17 protein-coding genes are annotated in these 14,799 nt (G+C 62.8%); 9 read left to right on the forward strand and 8 right to left on the reverse strand.

The window, feature by feature from the left end; translation table 11 throughout:
- A complete protein-coding gene (locus ACR9Y2_RS00945) occupies positions 1-270 on the reverse strand; it encodes a hypothetical protein (protein ID WP_435039144.1) in 270 nt (89 codons plus the stop codon).
- On the opposite strand from ACR9Y2_RS00945, the gene ACR9Y2_RS00950 reads away from it, so the two are divergent.
- From ACR9Y2_RS00950 to glmM, 3 genes are read left to right on the forward strand one after another with little or no spacing between them, the layout of a single operon-like run.
- A complete protein-coding gene (locus ACR9Y2_RS00950; protein ID WP_435039145.1) occupies positions 269-985 on the forward strand; it encodes a carbohydrate-binding family 9-like protein in 717 nt (238 codons plus the stop codon). The genes ACR9Y2_RS00945 and ACR9Y2_RS00950 overlap by 2 nt on opposite strands.
- Positions 986-989: 4 nt before the next feature.
- Positions 990-2,360 (forward strand): hypothetical protein, encoded by a 1,371-nt coding sequence (locus ACR9Y2_RS00955; protein ID WP_435039146.1) that lies wholly within the window; start codon positions 990-992, stop codon positions 2,358-2,360.
- The gene (gene glmM, locus ACR9Y2_RS00960; protein ID WP_435039147.1) at positions 2,357-3,709 is read left to right on the forward strand and encodes a phosphoglucosamine mutase; all 1,353 of its coding nucleotides are present in this window, start codon (positions 2,357-2,359) and stop codon (positions 3,707-3,709) included. The genes ACR9Y2_RS00955 and glmM overlap by 4 nt, the downstream gene beginning before the upstream one ends.
- Before the next feature lie 41 nt (positions 3,710-3,750).
- Here glmM and ACR9Y2_RS00965 read toward each other — a convergent pair whose 3' ends face one another.
- A complete protein-coding gene (locus ACR9Y2_RS00965; RefSeq protein WP_435039148.1) occupies positions 3,751-4,062 on the reverse strand; it encodes an FtsB family cell division protein in 312 nt (103 codons plus the stop codon).
- An 80-nt stretch (positions 4,063-4,142) separates the two neighbouring features.
- Here ACR9Y2_RS00965 and cutA point away from each other — a divergent pair, with 80 nt between their 5' ends.
- Genes cutA through ACR9Y2_RS00980 form a run of 3 tightly spaced genes read left to right on the forward strand, consistent with a single transcriptional unit; the run spans position 4,143 to position 6,194 of the window.
- The gene (cutA, locus tag ACR9Y2_RS00970; RefSeq protein WP_435039149.1) at positions 4,143-4,478 is read left to right on the forward strand and encodes a divalent-cation tolerance protein CutA; all 336 of its coding nucleotides are present in this window, start codon (positions 4,143-4,145) and stop codon (positions 4,476-4,478) included.
- Between the two features lie 43 nt (positions 4,479-4,521).
- Positions 4,522-5,820 carry an MFS transporter gene (locus tag ACR9Y2_RS00975; RefSeq protein WP_435039150.1) on the forward strand — a complete coding sequence of 433 codons (1,299 nt, stop codon included), beginning with the start codon at positions 4,522-4,524 and terminating at the stop codon, positions 5,818-5,820.
- Between the two features lie 32 nt (positions 5,821-5,852).
- Positions 5,853-6,194: a hypothetical protein gene (locus ACR9Y2_RS00980; RefSeq protein ID WP_435039151.1), complete on the forward strand. Its 342-nt coding sequence runs from the start codon at positions 5,853-5,855 to the stop codon at positions 6,192-6,194.
- Here ACR9Y2_RS00980 and ACR9Y2_RS00985 read toward each other — a convergent pair.
- The gene (locus ACR9Y2_RS00985) at positions 6,167-7,147 is read right to left on the reverse strand and encodes a YncE family protein (RefSeq protein ID WP_435039152.1); all 981 of its coding nucleotides are present in this window, start codon (positions 7,145-7,147) and stop codon (positions 6,167-6,169) included. The genes ACR9Y2_RS00980 and ACR9Y2_RS00985 overlap by 28 nt on opposite strands.
- 192 nt (positions 7,148-7,339) lie before the next feature.
- Between ACR9Y2_RS00985 and efp the strand changes: the two genes are divergently transcribed.
- Positions 7,340-7,903, forward strand: coding sequence for an elongation factor P (efp, locus tag ACR9Y2_RS00990; protein WP_194453213.1), 564 nt, complete (start codon positions 7,340-7,342; stop codon positions 7,901-7,903).
- A 36-nt stretch (positions 7,904-7,939) separates the two neighbouring features.
- On the opposite strand, the gene selA is transcribed toward efp, so the two are convergent.
- From selA to ACR9Y2_RS01015, 5 genes are all read right to left on the reverse strand, one after another.
- Positions 7,940-9,244 (reverse strand): L-seryl-tRNA(Sec) selenium transferase, encoded by a 1,305-nt coding sequence (selA, locus tag ACR9Y2_RS00995; RefSeq protein ID WP_435039153.1) that lies wholly within the window; start codon positions 9,242-9,244, stop codon positions 7,940-7,942.
- Positions 9,241-10,122, reverse strand: coding sequence for a PIG-L deacetylase family protein (locus ACR9Y2_RS01000; RefSeq protein ID WP_435039154.1), 882 nt, complete (start codon positions 10,120-10,122; stop codon positions 9,241-9,243). The genes selA and ACR9Y2_RS01000 overlap by 4 nt, the downstream gene beginning before the upstream one ends.
- Complete coding sequence (locus tag ACR9Y2_RS01005) at positions 10,119-11,276, reverse strand: Gfo/Idh/MocA family protein (RefSeq protein ID WP_435039155.1); 1,158 nt, start codon at positions 11,274-11,276, stop codon at positions 10,119-10,121. Before ACR9Y2_RS01005 ends, ACR9Y2_RS01000 begins: the two co-directional genes overlap by 4 nt.
- Before the next feature lie 44 nt (positions 11,277-11,320).
- On the reverse strand, positions 11,321-12,349 hold the full coding sequence (locus ACR9Y2_RS01010; RefSeq protein ID WP_435039156.1) for a lysylphosphatidylglycerol synthase transmembrane domain-containing protein: 1,029 nt from the start codon (positions 12,347-12,349) through the stop codon (positions 11,321-11,323).
- A gap of 77 nt (positions 12,350-12,426) precedes the next feature.
- A complete protein-coding gene (locus tag ACR9Y2_RS01015; RefSeq protein WP_435039157.1) occupies positions 12,427-13,443 on the reverse strand; it encodes a LacI family DNA-binding transcriptional regulator in 1,017 nt (338 codons plus the stop codon).
- A 260-nt stretch (positions 13,444-13,703) separates the two neighbouring features.
- Between ACR9Y2_RS01015 and ACR9Y2_RS01020 the strand changes: the two genes are divergently transcribed.
- Both ACR9Y2_RS01020 and ACR9Y2_RS01025 read left to right on the forward strand, forming a co-directional pair.
- A complete protein-coding gene (locus ACR9Y2_RS01020) occupies positions 13,704-14,177 on the forward strand; it encodes a hypothetical protein (RefSeq protein ID WP_435039158.1) in 474 nt (157 codons plus the stop codon).
- 13 nt (positions 14,178-14,190) lie between these two features.
- On the forward strand, positions 14,191-14,781 hold the full coding sequence (locus ACR9Y2_RS01025) for a YkgJ family cysteine cluster protein (RefSeq protein ID WP_435039159.1): 591 nt from the start codon (positions 14,191-14,193) through the stop codon (positions 14,779-14,781).
- The last annotated feature ends 18 nt before the right edge of the window (positions 14,782-14,799 follow it).

Below are 14,799 nucleotides of genomic sequence, written 5' to 3' on the forward strand. Positions count from 1 at the left end.
TCAGCCTTTCTGCTTGTTTCTGAGCTCCTCCAGCACCGACGCGACCAGTTCCTTGGCCTGCAGAATCCCCAGGGAGATCATCTGGACGTCCATTTTGGGCTTACCGGGCTGCCGGGCGCTCTGGCAATAGACGCCGTGCTGGCCCACCAGCACCAGCGCATCGGTGAGCACGTCCAGCGTCACCGCCAGGCGGCCCGCCTCGAGGCCCATTTGAAATTCGAGCGATTCCAGTTCGTTCTTTCGATCACGGAAGACAGAAGGGTGTGACATGGGTCGTATGATGGTGGTGGTGATGAAACTCTCGTTGCTAGCTACTATTCTGATGTTCTCCGCCGTGGCACAGACTCCGCAAGTATCCCTCAGCAAGCGGTTGAAGTCCGACACCGCGCTCAATGTAGACCCCAAGTCGTCTCTCTGGAAATCGGCGCCTGCCGTCTTCGGCGAGAATAACGCCAAAGGCCAGCCGACACCCGGCCATCGCACGGAATTCCGTTCGCGGTGGACGGATAAGAACCTCTACTTCCTGTTCATCTGCCCCTATCAGGAACTGTACCTGATCCAGCCGCCGGTGACGGACAAGGAAACGAACAAGCTGTGGGAGCACGACGCGGCCGAGATCTTCATCGGCGCGGACTTCGAGAAGATCTGGCAATACCGCGAGTATCAGGTATCGCCGCAAGGCGAATGGGTCGACCTCGACATCGACCGTAAGCAGCCCAAGCCGGAAGGCGGCTGGCGCTGGGACTCGGGCTTTACCGTGGCGGCGCATATCGACAAGGAAAAGAAGATCTGGTACGGCGCCATGAAGATCCCGATTTCCTCCATTACTGACAAGGCCGTCAAGCCCGGCTTCGACTTCCGGGTGAATTACTACCGCTTCCAGGGTCCGCCGCCCAACCGCGCCAACATCGCGTGGCAGCCCACGGGGCCCACGGGGAATCATCACATTCCGGAAGCGTTCGGACTGCTGCGTCTGGAGAAGTAGCCGGATGGCCCAGGAACGCAGTCTGCGCATCTCACAGGTGGGCCTGCGCGGCATCGTCGGCAACGGCCTCACCGCCGCCCATGTGCTTGATTTCGCGTCCGCCTTCAGCACCTTTCTGGAACCGGGCGGCAAGATCGTGGTGGGCCGCGACCCGCGCACGTCCAGCATCATGATGCGCGAAGGCGTCATTGCCGGGCTTCTCGCGGGAGGACACGATGTCATCGACCTCGGCATCGTCTCCACGCCCATCATCCAGCACTCCATCCGCCGCCTGGATGCCTGCGGCGGCATCAGCATCGGGGCCAGCCACAATGCGGCCGAGTGGAACGCGCTCAAGTTCTTTGGGCCGCGCGGCACTTACCTCTCCACCGGCGAGGCCGGCGAACTGCTCGACATCTACCACCTGAAGAAGTTCGCGATGGCGGAATGGCGCGGCATCGGCCACCTGCATGCCGACCCCGACGCGACGGAACGCTACCTGGACGAACTGGCGCAGGTGTTCGACATCCCGAAACTGGCTCGCTACAGCGTGTTGGTAGACTGCACGAACGGCACCTCCGCACCGATCCTCAGCCGGATGAACGAGCGCTTCGGCACGCGCTTCATCCTGATCAACGAGCCGCTGGAGGGCCGCGATTTTGCCCACGAGCCGTCCACAACCCGCAAGATGGTGGCGCTGCAACTCGCGCCGCTGATGCAGCACGTCGGGGCGGACGCCGGTTTCCTCTTCGACATCGACAGCGACCGTGTGGCCTTCGCGACCGAGCGCGGCCAAGCCATCAGCGAAGAGATGGTGCTGGTGCTGCTGGCCGACGACTTCCTGGAACGCGGACCCGGCAAACTGGTCATCACCAACGTGTCGACAACGGCGCTGCTGGAAGAGATCGCCGCCCGCCACGGCGGACAGATCGTGCGTGTGCCCGTCGGCCGCCAGTCTGCCATTGACGCCCTGGCGAGTTACCGGCCGGAGCAGGTCGCCGTAGCGGGTGAAGGCACTGGGGCTGTCATGATGCCGCAGTTTCGTTTCGTCTACGACGGCATCGCCTCCATGTTGGCCATCCTGTCGATGATGGACCGGCGCGGGCAGTCGCTCTCGGCCATCCTGGACGGCTACACGACGTACTCAATCCTGAAAGGCAAGATCCCGCTGGAAACCCACCGCATCCCGGAAATGCTGCTGGAGATAGAAGAGCGCTTCCCCGACGGTGTTCGCAATACGGTGGACGGCCTGCGCATCGACTGGCCCGGCCGCTGGGTACACGTTCGCGTCTCGCAGACGGAACCGCTGGTGCGTGTGATCTGTGAGCAGCGTGGCGGCCCGCCCAGGACTTTGTTCGACCAGGTGATGGATCTCGTGAGGAGCTACGGAGTATGAGCCGCGTGCATCAACTGAAGATCAGCGTCTCGGGCATCCGGGGCGTGATCGGCGATTTTCTGACCCCCAACCTGGCCTGCGCCTTCGCCCAGGCCTTCGGCACCTACGTGGGGCCGGGTCCGGTGGTGGTGGGGCGCGACACACGCTCCAGCGGCGAAATGCTGGAACATGCCGTCACGTGCGGACTGCTGGCCGCCGGTTGCGAGGTGGTGAAGGTGGGCGTCGCACCCACACCCACCATTCAGGTGTACGTTTCGGAGATCCGGGCCCGCGGCGGCATCGCCATTACGGCTTCGCACAACCCGCCTGAATACAATGCGCTGAAGCTCTTCAATCGCGAAGGCCTGTTCTTCAACCACTACGAACGCACAGAACTGCTCGACCTTTACCACCAGAGCGAATTCCGCCAGGCGACAAACAACGAGATCCGCCGTGTGGTGACCGACTACGACACGCCGCCCCAGCGCCACTTCAAACGGGTGCTGGCCCACGTCGACGCCGAACGAATCAGGAAGCGCGGGTTCCGCGTCGCGCTCGATGGGGTCAATGGCGCGGGTTCCATGATGAGCACTCACTTCCTCTCGGAAGTGTTGGGCTGCGAACTTCACGCCATCTCCGTGGACCCCACCCAGCCGTTCCCCCGGGAAGCCGAGCCAAAGCCGGAGGTGCTCGACGACCTGCGCGCGCTGATCCGGGAAACAAAGGCCGAAGCCGCCTTCGCCCAGGATCCCGATGGCGACCGCCTGGCCGTGGGCGATGAGACCGGCCGCATTCTGGACAATGACGACGTGCTTGCCCTGGCGGTAGATTGCGCCCTGCACCGCAAGAAGGGGCCGGTGGTGGTCAACCTGACAACCTCCTCTGTCATCGACGACGTTGCGGCTCGGCACGGCTGCCCGGTCTACCGCGCTCCGGTCGGCGAGGCCAATGTTGTGGAACGCATGCGCCTGGCCGGAGCCGTGATCGGCGGCGAAGGCTCCAACGGCGGGATTATTTTCCCGGCTGTTCAATACTGCCGCGACAGCTACATGGGCATGGCGTTCCTGCTCGACCGCATGGCTGAAACTGGGCAGACGATGAGCGAACTCGCGGCGGGCCTGCCGCGCTATTACCGGCGCATGGGCAAGATGGCCTACGAACACGGCCGCCTGGGGTCGATGATGCAGGCCCTGGAGAGCCTCTTCCCCGGCGCGCGCATCGATCGCAACGACGGCCTGAAGCTGATGTTCGCGGACGGCTGGATTCACGTACGGTCGTCCAACACCGAGCCGATTCTGCGCCTGGCGGCCGAAGCCCGGACGGAAGAACGCCTGGAAGAGCTGTACTCGCGCGCGCTCAGCGTTTCGTAGGGAAGTGGACTGATGAAACTGGAGCGGCCGCTTGGCGCCGCTCAATCCTGCGGTGGGACTTTGCCGTCTTCGTCCTGCAGGAAGATCGTCGTCTCGTGCTGCTTGGCCTTGCGCGTATGTTCGCGCACGGCGCGCTCACGCGCTTCCGAGCTGTTTTCGAGCTGATCGATGATGACCTTTTTCTTTTCGATCTCCTGCCGCATGAGCTCGTTTTCCTGCTTCATGCGTTCGATCTGCTGCTTCTTTTCCAACATCGCAGGAATGCCGTTCGGCCCCCGCAGCACCAGGAATACATAGAAACAGGTGACAGCGGCGGCGGCAACAAATCCGAGTTGGCGCAGAAGGGTGTTCATCGGTCGGGACGAGAGCCTATCTTTGTTTATAATCCGTTTGGTATCGCAAGTCCACACTTCACCGGATACTGAATGACAAAATGACTAACAAAATCGTGGTACACACCACTTGCGGGTCGGAAGCGGATGCGCGCCGCATCGCACGGCACCTGGTGGAACTGCGCCTCGCGGCCTGCGTGGCCATCACTCCGGGCGTGTTGAGCACCTATCACTGGAAGGGCGCGATCGAAGAGGACCAGGAGTGCGCTCTCACGATCAAGACGCGCCGTGACCTGTTCGCGGCGCTCGCGGCGGAATTGCGCAAAGTGCATCCCTATGAGGTGCCGGAGCTCGTTGCGCTACCCATTGTCGACGGCTCCCCTGCTTACCTCGATTGGATGGATGCCGAATTGCAGCCACCTGTCGAATTGCCATAATGCTGTTGCGACGGCCATGACACCTGTGATTGGATAGGTGCTCATGCTGAACCAGCAGGCCCCTTCTCGCGCCCGCCACTGGGTTGTGGTATTCGCAGTGACCCTGGCCGTCCTGTCGTACATCGATCGTGTCGCCATCTCCAAAGCGACCCCCTACATCATGGACGACCTGGGCCTCACCAAGACGCAGATGGGGCGCGTGTTCTCGGCCTTCGCGCTCAGCTATGCGCTGGCCGAAATCCCCAGCGGCTGGATGGGCGACAAGCTGGGGCCACGCAATGTGCTGATGCGCATCGTCATCTGGTGGTCGGTCTTCACCGCCTCGGTCACCATGATGTGGAACGGCCTCTCCCTGGCCATCAACCAGTTCCTCTTCGGTGCCGGCGAGGCGGGCTGCTTCCCCAACCTCACCAAGACATTTACCACCTGGCTGCCCTCCAATGAGCGTGTTCGCGCGCAGGGCATTATGTGGATGTCGGCCCGCTGGGGTGGAGCCTTCACGCCCATCCTGTGCGCCATGATCTTCACCGTGCTGCCGTGGCGCGCGGCTTTCCTGATCTTCGCCTGCCTGGGCGTCATCTGGGCGGTCTTCTTCTTCCGCTGGTTCCGGGACGATCCCAAGGATCACCCGGCGGTCAATGCGGCGGAACTCGCCCTGCTCTCCGAGAACCGCAGCCTCACCGGCAGCCACGGCGACGTACCCTGGCGCAAGCTCATCTCCAACCGTTCCGTCTGGCTACTCTGGGTCCAATACTTCCTCATCACCTACCCCTGGTACTTCTACATCACCTGGCTCTCCACCTACATTCGCGAATACTACGGCATCCAGGACGAGATGCTCAGCGCCCGCTATGCCATCTTTCCCCTGCTCTTCGGCGGCATTGGCTGCATCCTGAGTGGACTCATGCTGCCTCGCATCGCCAAGCTCCTGGGCAGCACCACCAAGGCACGCCGCGTCCTAGCCAGTTCCGGCTTCCTCGGCGCCAGCGCCTTCCTGCTGGTCTGTATCCAGCAGAAGGACCCGCTCTACGGCATGCTGGCGATGGGCATGGCCAGCTTCTGCAATGACCTGGTGATGCCCTGCGCCTGGGGTTCCTGCATGGACATCGGAGGCAAGTACGCCGGGACGCTCTCTGGTTCGATGAACATGATGGGCAACATGGCCGGCTTCGTCGCGCCCCAGGTGGGCGGCATCATCCTGGACGCCACGCGCACCACCGCCACACCCCAGGGCGACTACAACATGTTCATCTACACCATGGCCGCAGCCTACTTCCTGGGCGCGTTCTGCTGGCCTTTCATCGACCCGACGAAGCCGCTGGAACAAACCGAAGCTCACTGAGAGAATTCCGTGGTAACCTCCACTAAACTGTCGTGGATCAGAAAATAACTGAGTTCACTCGAGACGTCGAGAATCTCATCCGGAGCTCCGGCGAGGACACTACCGACGCCCTCTGCGCCATCAACCGCACGGAGCATTCGTTCGACGCCGCGGCCGCCGGCCTGCGGGAACGGCTGCTGCAGATTCCCCAGGCTGAGGAGAAAGCGCCTGTTTTCATTCCAGAGGCAGTCCCGGCGCCGGCCGGACGCAGGATCACGCGCCGCGACCTCAGCATGGGCTGGCTATTGCTGCTGGCCGCCGCCATGGTCGCCTTTGCCTGCGGCTATATGATGGCGCTGCCGCCCGATCAGCGTTTTCGCTCGCGCAACAGGTAGGTGGGGTCCGGCTTTGCCGGAGTCGCAATCTCCTTCACGCGCTCCAGATCCGGCGCCGAGAACTCCACCACCTTGTTTTCCGCCTGCGCCGAAACATACAGCGTCCGGCCGTCCTCTGCCAGCCGCAATCCCTCCGCCCGTTGCCCCACCGGGACACGGTTCACTTCCAGTTGCGTATGCGCGTTGAGCACCGCCAGCTCCCCACTTCCGATCAGGCTCACGTAGATCCAGCGGCCGTCGGGGGATGGCGCCATCCGGGCCGGCTCGCCCGGCACGCCAAGCTTGCGCTTCAGCTTGTTCGCCACGGCATCCAACTGGACCACCATGTTGTTCGTTCGGGTCGCCACGAAGAGATTCTTCTCATCCGTCGTCAGGGCAAAGCCCATCGGCACCCCACCCACTTCGATCTGGGTGGTCTGCCGGCGATTCGCCAGGTCGATGACACTCACCGTGCCCGACCCGGCATCCGCCGTCCATGCCTTGCGCTCGTCCTTCGTCAACTGCACCATGTGCGGCAGCTTGCCGGTAAGCGGAATCGCCTTCACGATCTTCGCTTTCTTTGCGTCCACCACCACCAGCGAGGCAGGAAAATCCGTGGTGACGTAGAACAGTCCCGATTTGCCGCGCTCAATGCCGTGCGGCCGGTGATACTCGCCCAGCCCGATCTCCCCCACCGCTTTGCGAGCCACAAGGTCAATCACCGTGATCGTGTTGCCGCCAGGCTGTGTTTCCGTGTAGGTATCCGCTCCGTAATTCGTCACGTAGGCGAACTTTTCATCCGCCGAGAGCGCAAATTCGTGCGGCTTCCGGCCCACCGCAACCTTCGCCTCGAGTTTGCCGCTGGCCGCATCGTAGAACCCGAAGGAATCGTCCAGTTTGTGCAGGACCAGCAGTTGATCCGCGCCCGGCAGGCAGCCTGTGGCCGCCAGGATCGTCAGCAGCAAACGCTTCATGCTTTCATTCTCGCGGAACAAGACAGCCGCCCGCCATGCCACCTATTTCCGCCATTTCTTCGCCTGTTCCGGCACCGCCTGGCACGGAAATCCTGCGCTATGCCGCCCCAGAACCGCTCCTGCACCATCTTTTCACCGCCGCTTTGCTAAACTGGTGGTTTCCGTATCCAAATACAGGAGTCCGTTTTTCGCATGATTCAGGCGACACAATTGCGTCCGGGGATGGTCATCAAGTTCAACAACGAACTGCATACCGTCTTCACCATGAACCACCGTACGCCCGGCAACCTCCGCGGCTTCGTTCAGGTCAAAATGCGCAATCTCCGCAGTGGGACGATGTTCGAGCATCGCTTCTCTTCCGAAGACCGCGTCGAGAAGGCGATTCTCGAGGAAGTGGAAATGGAGTACATGTACGACGACGGCGAGTACTACTACTTCATGAACACTGAGAACTACGAGCAGACGCATCTCACCAAGGATCACCTGGGCGGCGGCGTTGACTTCCTGATTCCCCAGCTCAAGGTTCACGTCGAGTACTACGAAGGCAAGCCCATCAGCGTGGAATTGCCCCCGTCCGTGGACATGAAAGTGGTCGAAACAGAGCCCGGCATCAAGAGCGGTTCGGTTTCGAACGTCGGCAAGCCCGCGAAGATGGAGACCGGCCTCATCGTCTCGGTCCCGCAATTTGTGAATGAAGGCGATGTCATCCGCGTCAGCACCTCGGAAGGCTCCTACCAGGAACGCGTCACTAACTAGTCTTAAGAGCCGGTGAGGGTGCCTGTCGCGGCATCCTCACAGCGCCTTTCTGATCGCTTCGGCCAGCTCCGCTTCTTCCTCCGGACGCACCGTCCGCAAATCCAGCAGCAATCGATCTCCCTCGATCCGCGCAATCACCGCGGGCTCGCCCCCGCGCAGCTTCCGTTCCAGCTCCGCGGCCTGCCCCGGCAGCGCCACAAGCCACGTGGGCAGCACTTGCTCCGGTGTCGAGCCTCCGCCCAGCAGCGAATGCCCCGGCACCACCGAAGCGCCTTCCACCGCGGCGGCCAGTCCTTCCGCCCGCGCTTTGAGCTCCTCGGCCGTCAGCCGGATCATGCGCATCACCGGCAGCGCCTGCCACTCCTGCAGCAGGATGTGCCGCAGCGAGGTCTCCAGCGCCGCGATCACGAGCTTGTCGACGCGCAACGCCCGGAACATCGGGTTCCGCCGCAGGCGATGCACCAGATCCTCGCGCCCCGCCAGCACACCCGCCTGTGGCCCGCCCAGCAGCTTGTCGCCGCTGAACGAAACCAGGTCGGCGCCGGCGCGCAGGCTGGATTGAACCGTCGGCTCAGTCACCCCGAATGGTGTAAGGTCCGCCAGGCTTCCGCTGCCCAGATCCTCGTAGACAGGCACGCCCCGGGCTTTCCCAAGCGCCGCCAGCTCTTCGATGGAGGCCCGCCCGGTAAATCCCTGTATGCGGAAGTTGCTGGGATGCACACGCATCAGCAGCCGCGTCCGCTCAGTAATCGCCCGCTCGTAATCTTCCACGCGCGTACGGTTCGTGGTCCCTACTTCCACCAGCACCGCACCCGAGCGCGCCATGATATCGGGGATCCGGAAGCCATCTCCGATCTCCACCAGTTCGCCGCGCGAGACAATCACTTCGCCGCCCGCGGCCAGTTCGTGCAGCGCCAGGAACACAGCCGCCGCGCCGTTGTTCACCACGATGCCGGGTACACCCAGCAATCGCTCCAGCAGGCTGGCCGTGTGGCTGTCGCGCTTGCCCCTGCGGCCCGTACCCAGGTCGTATTCGAGATTGGAGTACCACCCCGTGGTGGCAGACTCCGTCAGCGGAGCGCGGCCCAGGTTCGTGTGCAGCACCACGCCGGTCGCATTGATAACCCGCTGCAGCGAGCTCCGCCCCAGCGCCTGCAAGCGATCCTGCAATAACGTCAGCGGATCCGGCAGGGTCTTCTCGCCCGCACGGATCATCGCCCGCAGCTCTTCGAGCACGGCGCGGCATTCCTGCACCGCCAGTTCATGCGGGACGCCGCCCCCGGCCCGCGAGACCAGCTCGTCGACCGAGGGCAGCAACCGGAACAGCTCTTCGATTCTCACTTGAGAGGGAAGAGCGCGCGGAGTTCGTCCAGCTTCGGCCGCCGGCCGTACTCACACAGTTCGAAACACTCCACATGCTGGACCTTGGCCGCGGCCTCGGCCCCGATCTCCTCGGCCAGCACCTTGCGCTTCTCGTCGCTGATCGGCCCGCTGCGCCACTTCTCCAGCCAGACCCTGCGAGCCTTCACATCTTTGGGCACCTGCTCGAACTGGTGGTCCACCCATGGCAGCCATTCGTAGAACTGGGACACATGCGCATCCAGGCCGTCCAACTTCTGTTTCCACGTATCGTCGATGGACACCACCACATCGGGCCGGAAGGGAGCCGGCTTCTGGAAGTTGTCTTCCACGTAAAGGAAGATCGGATTGTCGACCAGCGCAGGCGTGTCCGTCACCGTATTCGGCACCACCACCATGTACGCCGCGTCCTGCACGAGCACACCGGTGTAGCGATGGTCCGGATGATAGTCGTTCGGCCGCGGAGCCAGCACGATGTCCGCCTTCCATTGCCGGATCGCCCGAATCACCTGCCGCCGCACTTCCAGCGAAGGCAGCAGTTCCCCATCGTGATTGTCCAGGATCTGGTATTCCATGATCCCCAGCCGCCGGGCGGACTCCTGCGCCTCGAGGTAGCGCCGCTTCGCCAGCGCCGCCCCGGCCAGCGTCTGGTGGCCCGCATCGCCGTTCGTCACAGCCAGGAACTTCACCGCGTGGCCGGCCTTGGCCAGCTTCGCAGCCGTCCCGCCAAAGCGGATGTCACAGTCGTCGGGATGTGCGCCGATGGCGATCACCCGCAATTTCCGCGTGGATGCAGCCGGGGTCTGGCCCATCGCCAGAACCCCGAAAATCACGCCGGCAGCCAGCACTCTTCTCGTCATACTGTCCCGTAGAGTCCTTTCCATGTCTGTTCTTTCTGGGCATACATGGCCGTGCGGCCCAGAATCGCGATCATCGTGGAACGCGCCGCGCGATCGGCTACGTTCTCCACATCGCCGCTGAGGATACGCCCCAGGAACTGCTCAATCCCCTCGTAGGTGATGTCGCGCTTCGACTCCATGGTCTCCACGTCGTTGCGCCCCTTGTAGTGCATCATGCTCGCCCGCGAGGTGACCAGCGTCCCCTTCGTGCCTGTGAACTCCTCGCCCACTTTGCGGTAACCGATAGGGGTCAACTGGTTCGCTTCAAAGTTCACCAGCAGGTTGTTCGGCCATTCGAACGTCAGATTTAGATTGTCGTTGATGTCCATGGTCGTGCGCACCTTGCGCCCGCAGTAGCCCACAGCGCGCAACGGCAGCCCGCCCAGGAACCAGTGCAGGACGTCCAGGTTGTGGCAGTCCTGCTCCACGATGAAATCGCCCGAGTACTTGCGGAAACAGAACCAGTTCCGCAGGTCGGCCTTCGCCGGATCCAGTCCCGGATAGTCGCGCCGCGTGAACGGATCGTTCGCGATCCAATAGCCTCGCGCCACCGACACACTGCCAATCGCTCCAGCCTGCAGCCGCTTGTACGCCTCCAGATAGACCGGACCGTAGCGCTGCTGGTAGCCGAACGACAGTACCTTCTTCGGGTCCATCTTCTTGCCTGCGGCCATCACACGCTTGCAGCCTTCGAAGTCCACGCCCGCGGGCTTCTCGCAGTAGACATGCTTCTTCGCGTCCACCGCCGCTTCCAGCATGCGCGGATGCTCAAACGGAGGCGTGGCGATGAACACAGCGTCGATCGACGGGTTCGCCAGCATCTTCTCGAACTCTTTGTAGGTGTCTACCTTGTCCAGCTGCAGCGCGGCCTTGGCCTGCTCGATGCGGTCGTCGTAGAGATCGGCCAGCGCCGTGATGCGCGCCCGCGGATCGGAATGCGTGATCTTGGAGTCGTATGTCCCCCGCCCGCCGCAGCCGATCAGGCCGACCGAAATCTTCGAGTTCGCCTGGGATCCGCGCACTGCCTGCGGACTGACAATCGAGAATGCGCTCGCGGCTGTGCTCGCCAACACGGCCCGGCGTGAAATGGATGGGGATTCGGGTGATTGCGGCATGGAATGTCCCTGCCGCCTGATTCTATCTCAAACGAACCCGCGAACTACTTCTTTACCGGCTCGGTCCGGCCGTGCCGGTGCTGGTGAGCGCTGTGGTAGATTTCGCGAATCTCCGAACCCGTGGTGGCCAGCGCAACGGCCCCCGCCGCCAGAAGCGGTACGGTCACCACAAAGAACATCATGCCCGAGATCGATTTCGCCGTCTGCGAGTCCACCCCCAACATGCGATGCAGCGCCAGGAAGCCGCACAGGTGGAATAACCCGACATTGCCCGGTGCACCAGGCACCACCGTTCCCAGCCGCAACACCACAAGTACGACCGCCGCCGCGCCCCATGGCAGGTTCAGCCCATAGCCCTGCAGCATCGCGTGGATCGGTATCACCTGCAAGGCAAGGTAGACCGTGCTGGCCGCCACCGCGGCGGGAAACGACTTCGACCGCCCCATCGCGTGCAGCCCTTCCACCACGCGCAGCAACTGCTCAGACCAGCGATGGCGTGTCGTCATGTGGTGGGCGAAGCGCCGGTTCAACACCGAGAACACCACCAATCCGCCAATCACCGCTACCACCGAGGCCAGGATCCAGACCCCTATCTCGATCTCCTTCGGCAGTTCGGCCGATAGCGAAACCAGGGCGAAGCCGACAATCAGCCAGACTCCATCGATCAGCCGCTCAATCAGGGCCGAGCTCAGCACCAACGGGAAAGGGATCTTGTCCCACACCGTCAGCAGGTAGCAGCGGATCAGCTCGCCGCTGCGCAGCGGCAGCACCTCATTCGCGAACAGCCCGATGTAGATCGCCTGCACGCTGCGCCAGAACGGGACACGCGCCACCGGCCGCAACAGGATATTCCAACGCCACGCCTGGGAAAAATAGACGAGGACATCGCAAGCTACGGCCAGCAGGATCCACGCCCAGTGCACGCGGGCCAGCTTGGGCAGTTCCAGACGCCAGTCGAAGTCGTGATAAACCCAGAGGAGACAGCCCAGCGAAAGCGCATAAACAAAAGCCGTGCCGAGCCACGGAGGAAATCGCCTGACTGCCCCACCGCCCACGGGTGAGTTTGTCCCCATTACTCTTCCATCTTAGACTTCCGATGCTCCCGGAAGTATCGCGGCCGATTTTCTGGGGTCGAATTCCGTTACAAGTGTTAATGCAGACGCGACGCCGTACTCTCGCGGACGATCAATTCCGGATTGAGTTGGATCACCACCGCATCCGGCGAACTGGCCCGTCCTTCGATCCTCTCGATCAGCAATTGAGCACCCCTCCGGCCAATCTCATAGGCCGGTTGAGCCACAACCGTGAGTCTCGGCTGAATGACGTCGCCGAACGGAATATCATCGAATACCGCCAGCGCAATGTCGCCCGGACACCGCAGCCCCAACTCCTGCATCGCCTTCAACGCGCCGAAGCCCATCATTGCGTTGGCCGCGAAAATTGCCGTCGGCGGTTCAGACCGCAGCAGCAGCTCCTTCGCCATCTTGTAGCCGCTGTCCAGCCGGAAATCGCCAAAACACACCAGCGATGGATCGAAGGGGACGCCGCTCTCTTCCAGCACGGACCGGTATCCGGCCAGCCGCTGCTCCGAGGTGTATACGTCGTGCGACCCGCACACCATGCCGATACGCTTGTGCCCGCGCAGCAGCAGGTGATGCATGCACATGCGCGTACCCTTCACGTTGTCCACGCAGACTGAATCCACTGGCGAATCCAGCGGGGCCCGGTCCAGGCAAACCACCGGCGTGCCGCCTTCGATCGCGGCCCGGATGTGGCCGATATCGCCCGAATCCGGCGCCATGACCAGCAGGATTCCATCCACCTTGCGCGCCCGCAGCAATGTGACCGCCCGTCGTTCCCGGTCCACGTGATCGTCCGTGTTCAGGGTAATCAGCAGATAGCCGCGCTCCAGCGCCGCATCCTCCGCCCCGCGGATCATCTGCGGGAAGAACGGATTCGTGATGTCGGTGACCACCGTCCCCAGAGTCTTGGTCGACCTTGTTTTCAGACTTCGTGCAATTTGATTCGGTTCATAATCCAGTGCCCGCATCGCCTCTTCCACACGGCGTCGCAGCTCCGGCCGCACTGACTCCGAACCAGACAGCACGTTCGACACAGTACCCACGGAAACGCGGGCTTTCTTTGCTACTTCCCGAATCGTGACCATCGCGATGTCAATCTACCACCATCCGATGGTCCCCTGCATTGCCACCCGGATTTTTACTTGAATCGTCTCCGGCCTCCGGCTCGCGAAGGGCTTCGATCGGCTTGCAGGGCGAGCCCTTTTCGAAGCCTGTTCAAATCGAGGGTTCAACTTTCACCGTGTTCATACATTCCGGCCTGATCCCCGGCCGGGAACTCAATGCGCCCAAGTATCAGCACCGCGCGATTTAGTGTCTGCTCGCAGCATGATACGATCATTTCCGCATGCGCCCCGCCATCCTACTTCCTACCTTCGCGGCCCTGCTCTTCCTCACCGGCTGCGGCTCTGAAACCAAGCCCGAGCCCGCGCCCGTCAAAAAGGCGGCCACACCCCCAGCCGACGAAAGCCGCCGCTTCCCCTCCGCCAACCGGGTAGAGACCAGCATCACGGCCGACCACCTGCTTGGTCATGATTTTCTTCCGGGCGGAAACATTGCCCACTACAAGAAGGGCGCGAAGGAGTTTGACCTGATCCTCGTCCGCACCGCCTCGCCCGAAGCGGCCGGCATCCTCCTGTTCGACTACAAGACCCGTCTCACCAACCCGAAAGTAGTCCCCGGCTTCGGCGGCTTTGCCGGCAAGGATGGCGCGCGCGAAGCCTTCCTCTTCGCCAAAGGCAGATACCTGGCCGGCGTGCTCGGCCTGCCCGAAGCCGACGCCGACGCGTTCGCCCGCGAGTTTGCAGCCCTCATCCAATAGCCAGATATCTGTTATGTCCTGCGGCCCCAAAGCCACGGAACTCGTTCAAATTGTCGGCCAAACCATGGCTGAAGCCCAGGCTAAGGGCGGCCCGTGGATCGTCTGCCGCCCCGGCTGCGCCGAATGCTGCCTGGGGACATTCGCGATCTCGCAGTCCGATGCGGAGCGGCTCCAGCACGGCCTCGAACAGTTGTCCGTCCAGGATCCATCCCGCGCTGCCCGTGTCCGTCAGCGCGCCAGGGCCTTTCTCGATCGCTTTGCCTCCAGTTTCCCCGGCCACCCCGATTCGGGCTTGCTCGACGACTCGCCCGAAGGCCAGGAACGCTTCGAAACATTCGGCGAAGACGTGCCCTGCCCGGCTCTCGACCCCGCCTCCCAAACCTGCGACCTCTACCCCTATCGTCCGGTTACCTGCCGCACCTTCGGACCCGCCATCCGCTACCCCGAAGGTGAGATCCGCGCCTGTGAACTCTGCTACCAGGACGCCACGGAGCAAGAGATCGCAGCAGCCGCTGTCCCCCTCGCCCCCGTCCATCTGCGCGAAATCCAGGAAGCCCACACCATCGCCGCCTGGGCCCTCGCCGGCCGGCCCCGGCGCTTTTAGGCGACAACGCCCCACCTG

Source organism: Paludibaculum fermentans (assembly GCF_051172195.1).
In the GTDB taxonomy this organism is placed as follows: domain Bacteria; phylum Acidobacteriota; class Terriglobia; order Bryobacterales; family Bryobacteraceae; genus Paludibaculum; species Paludibaculum fermentans_A.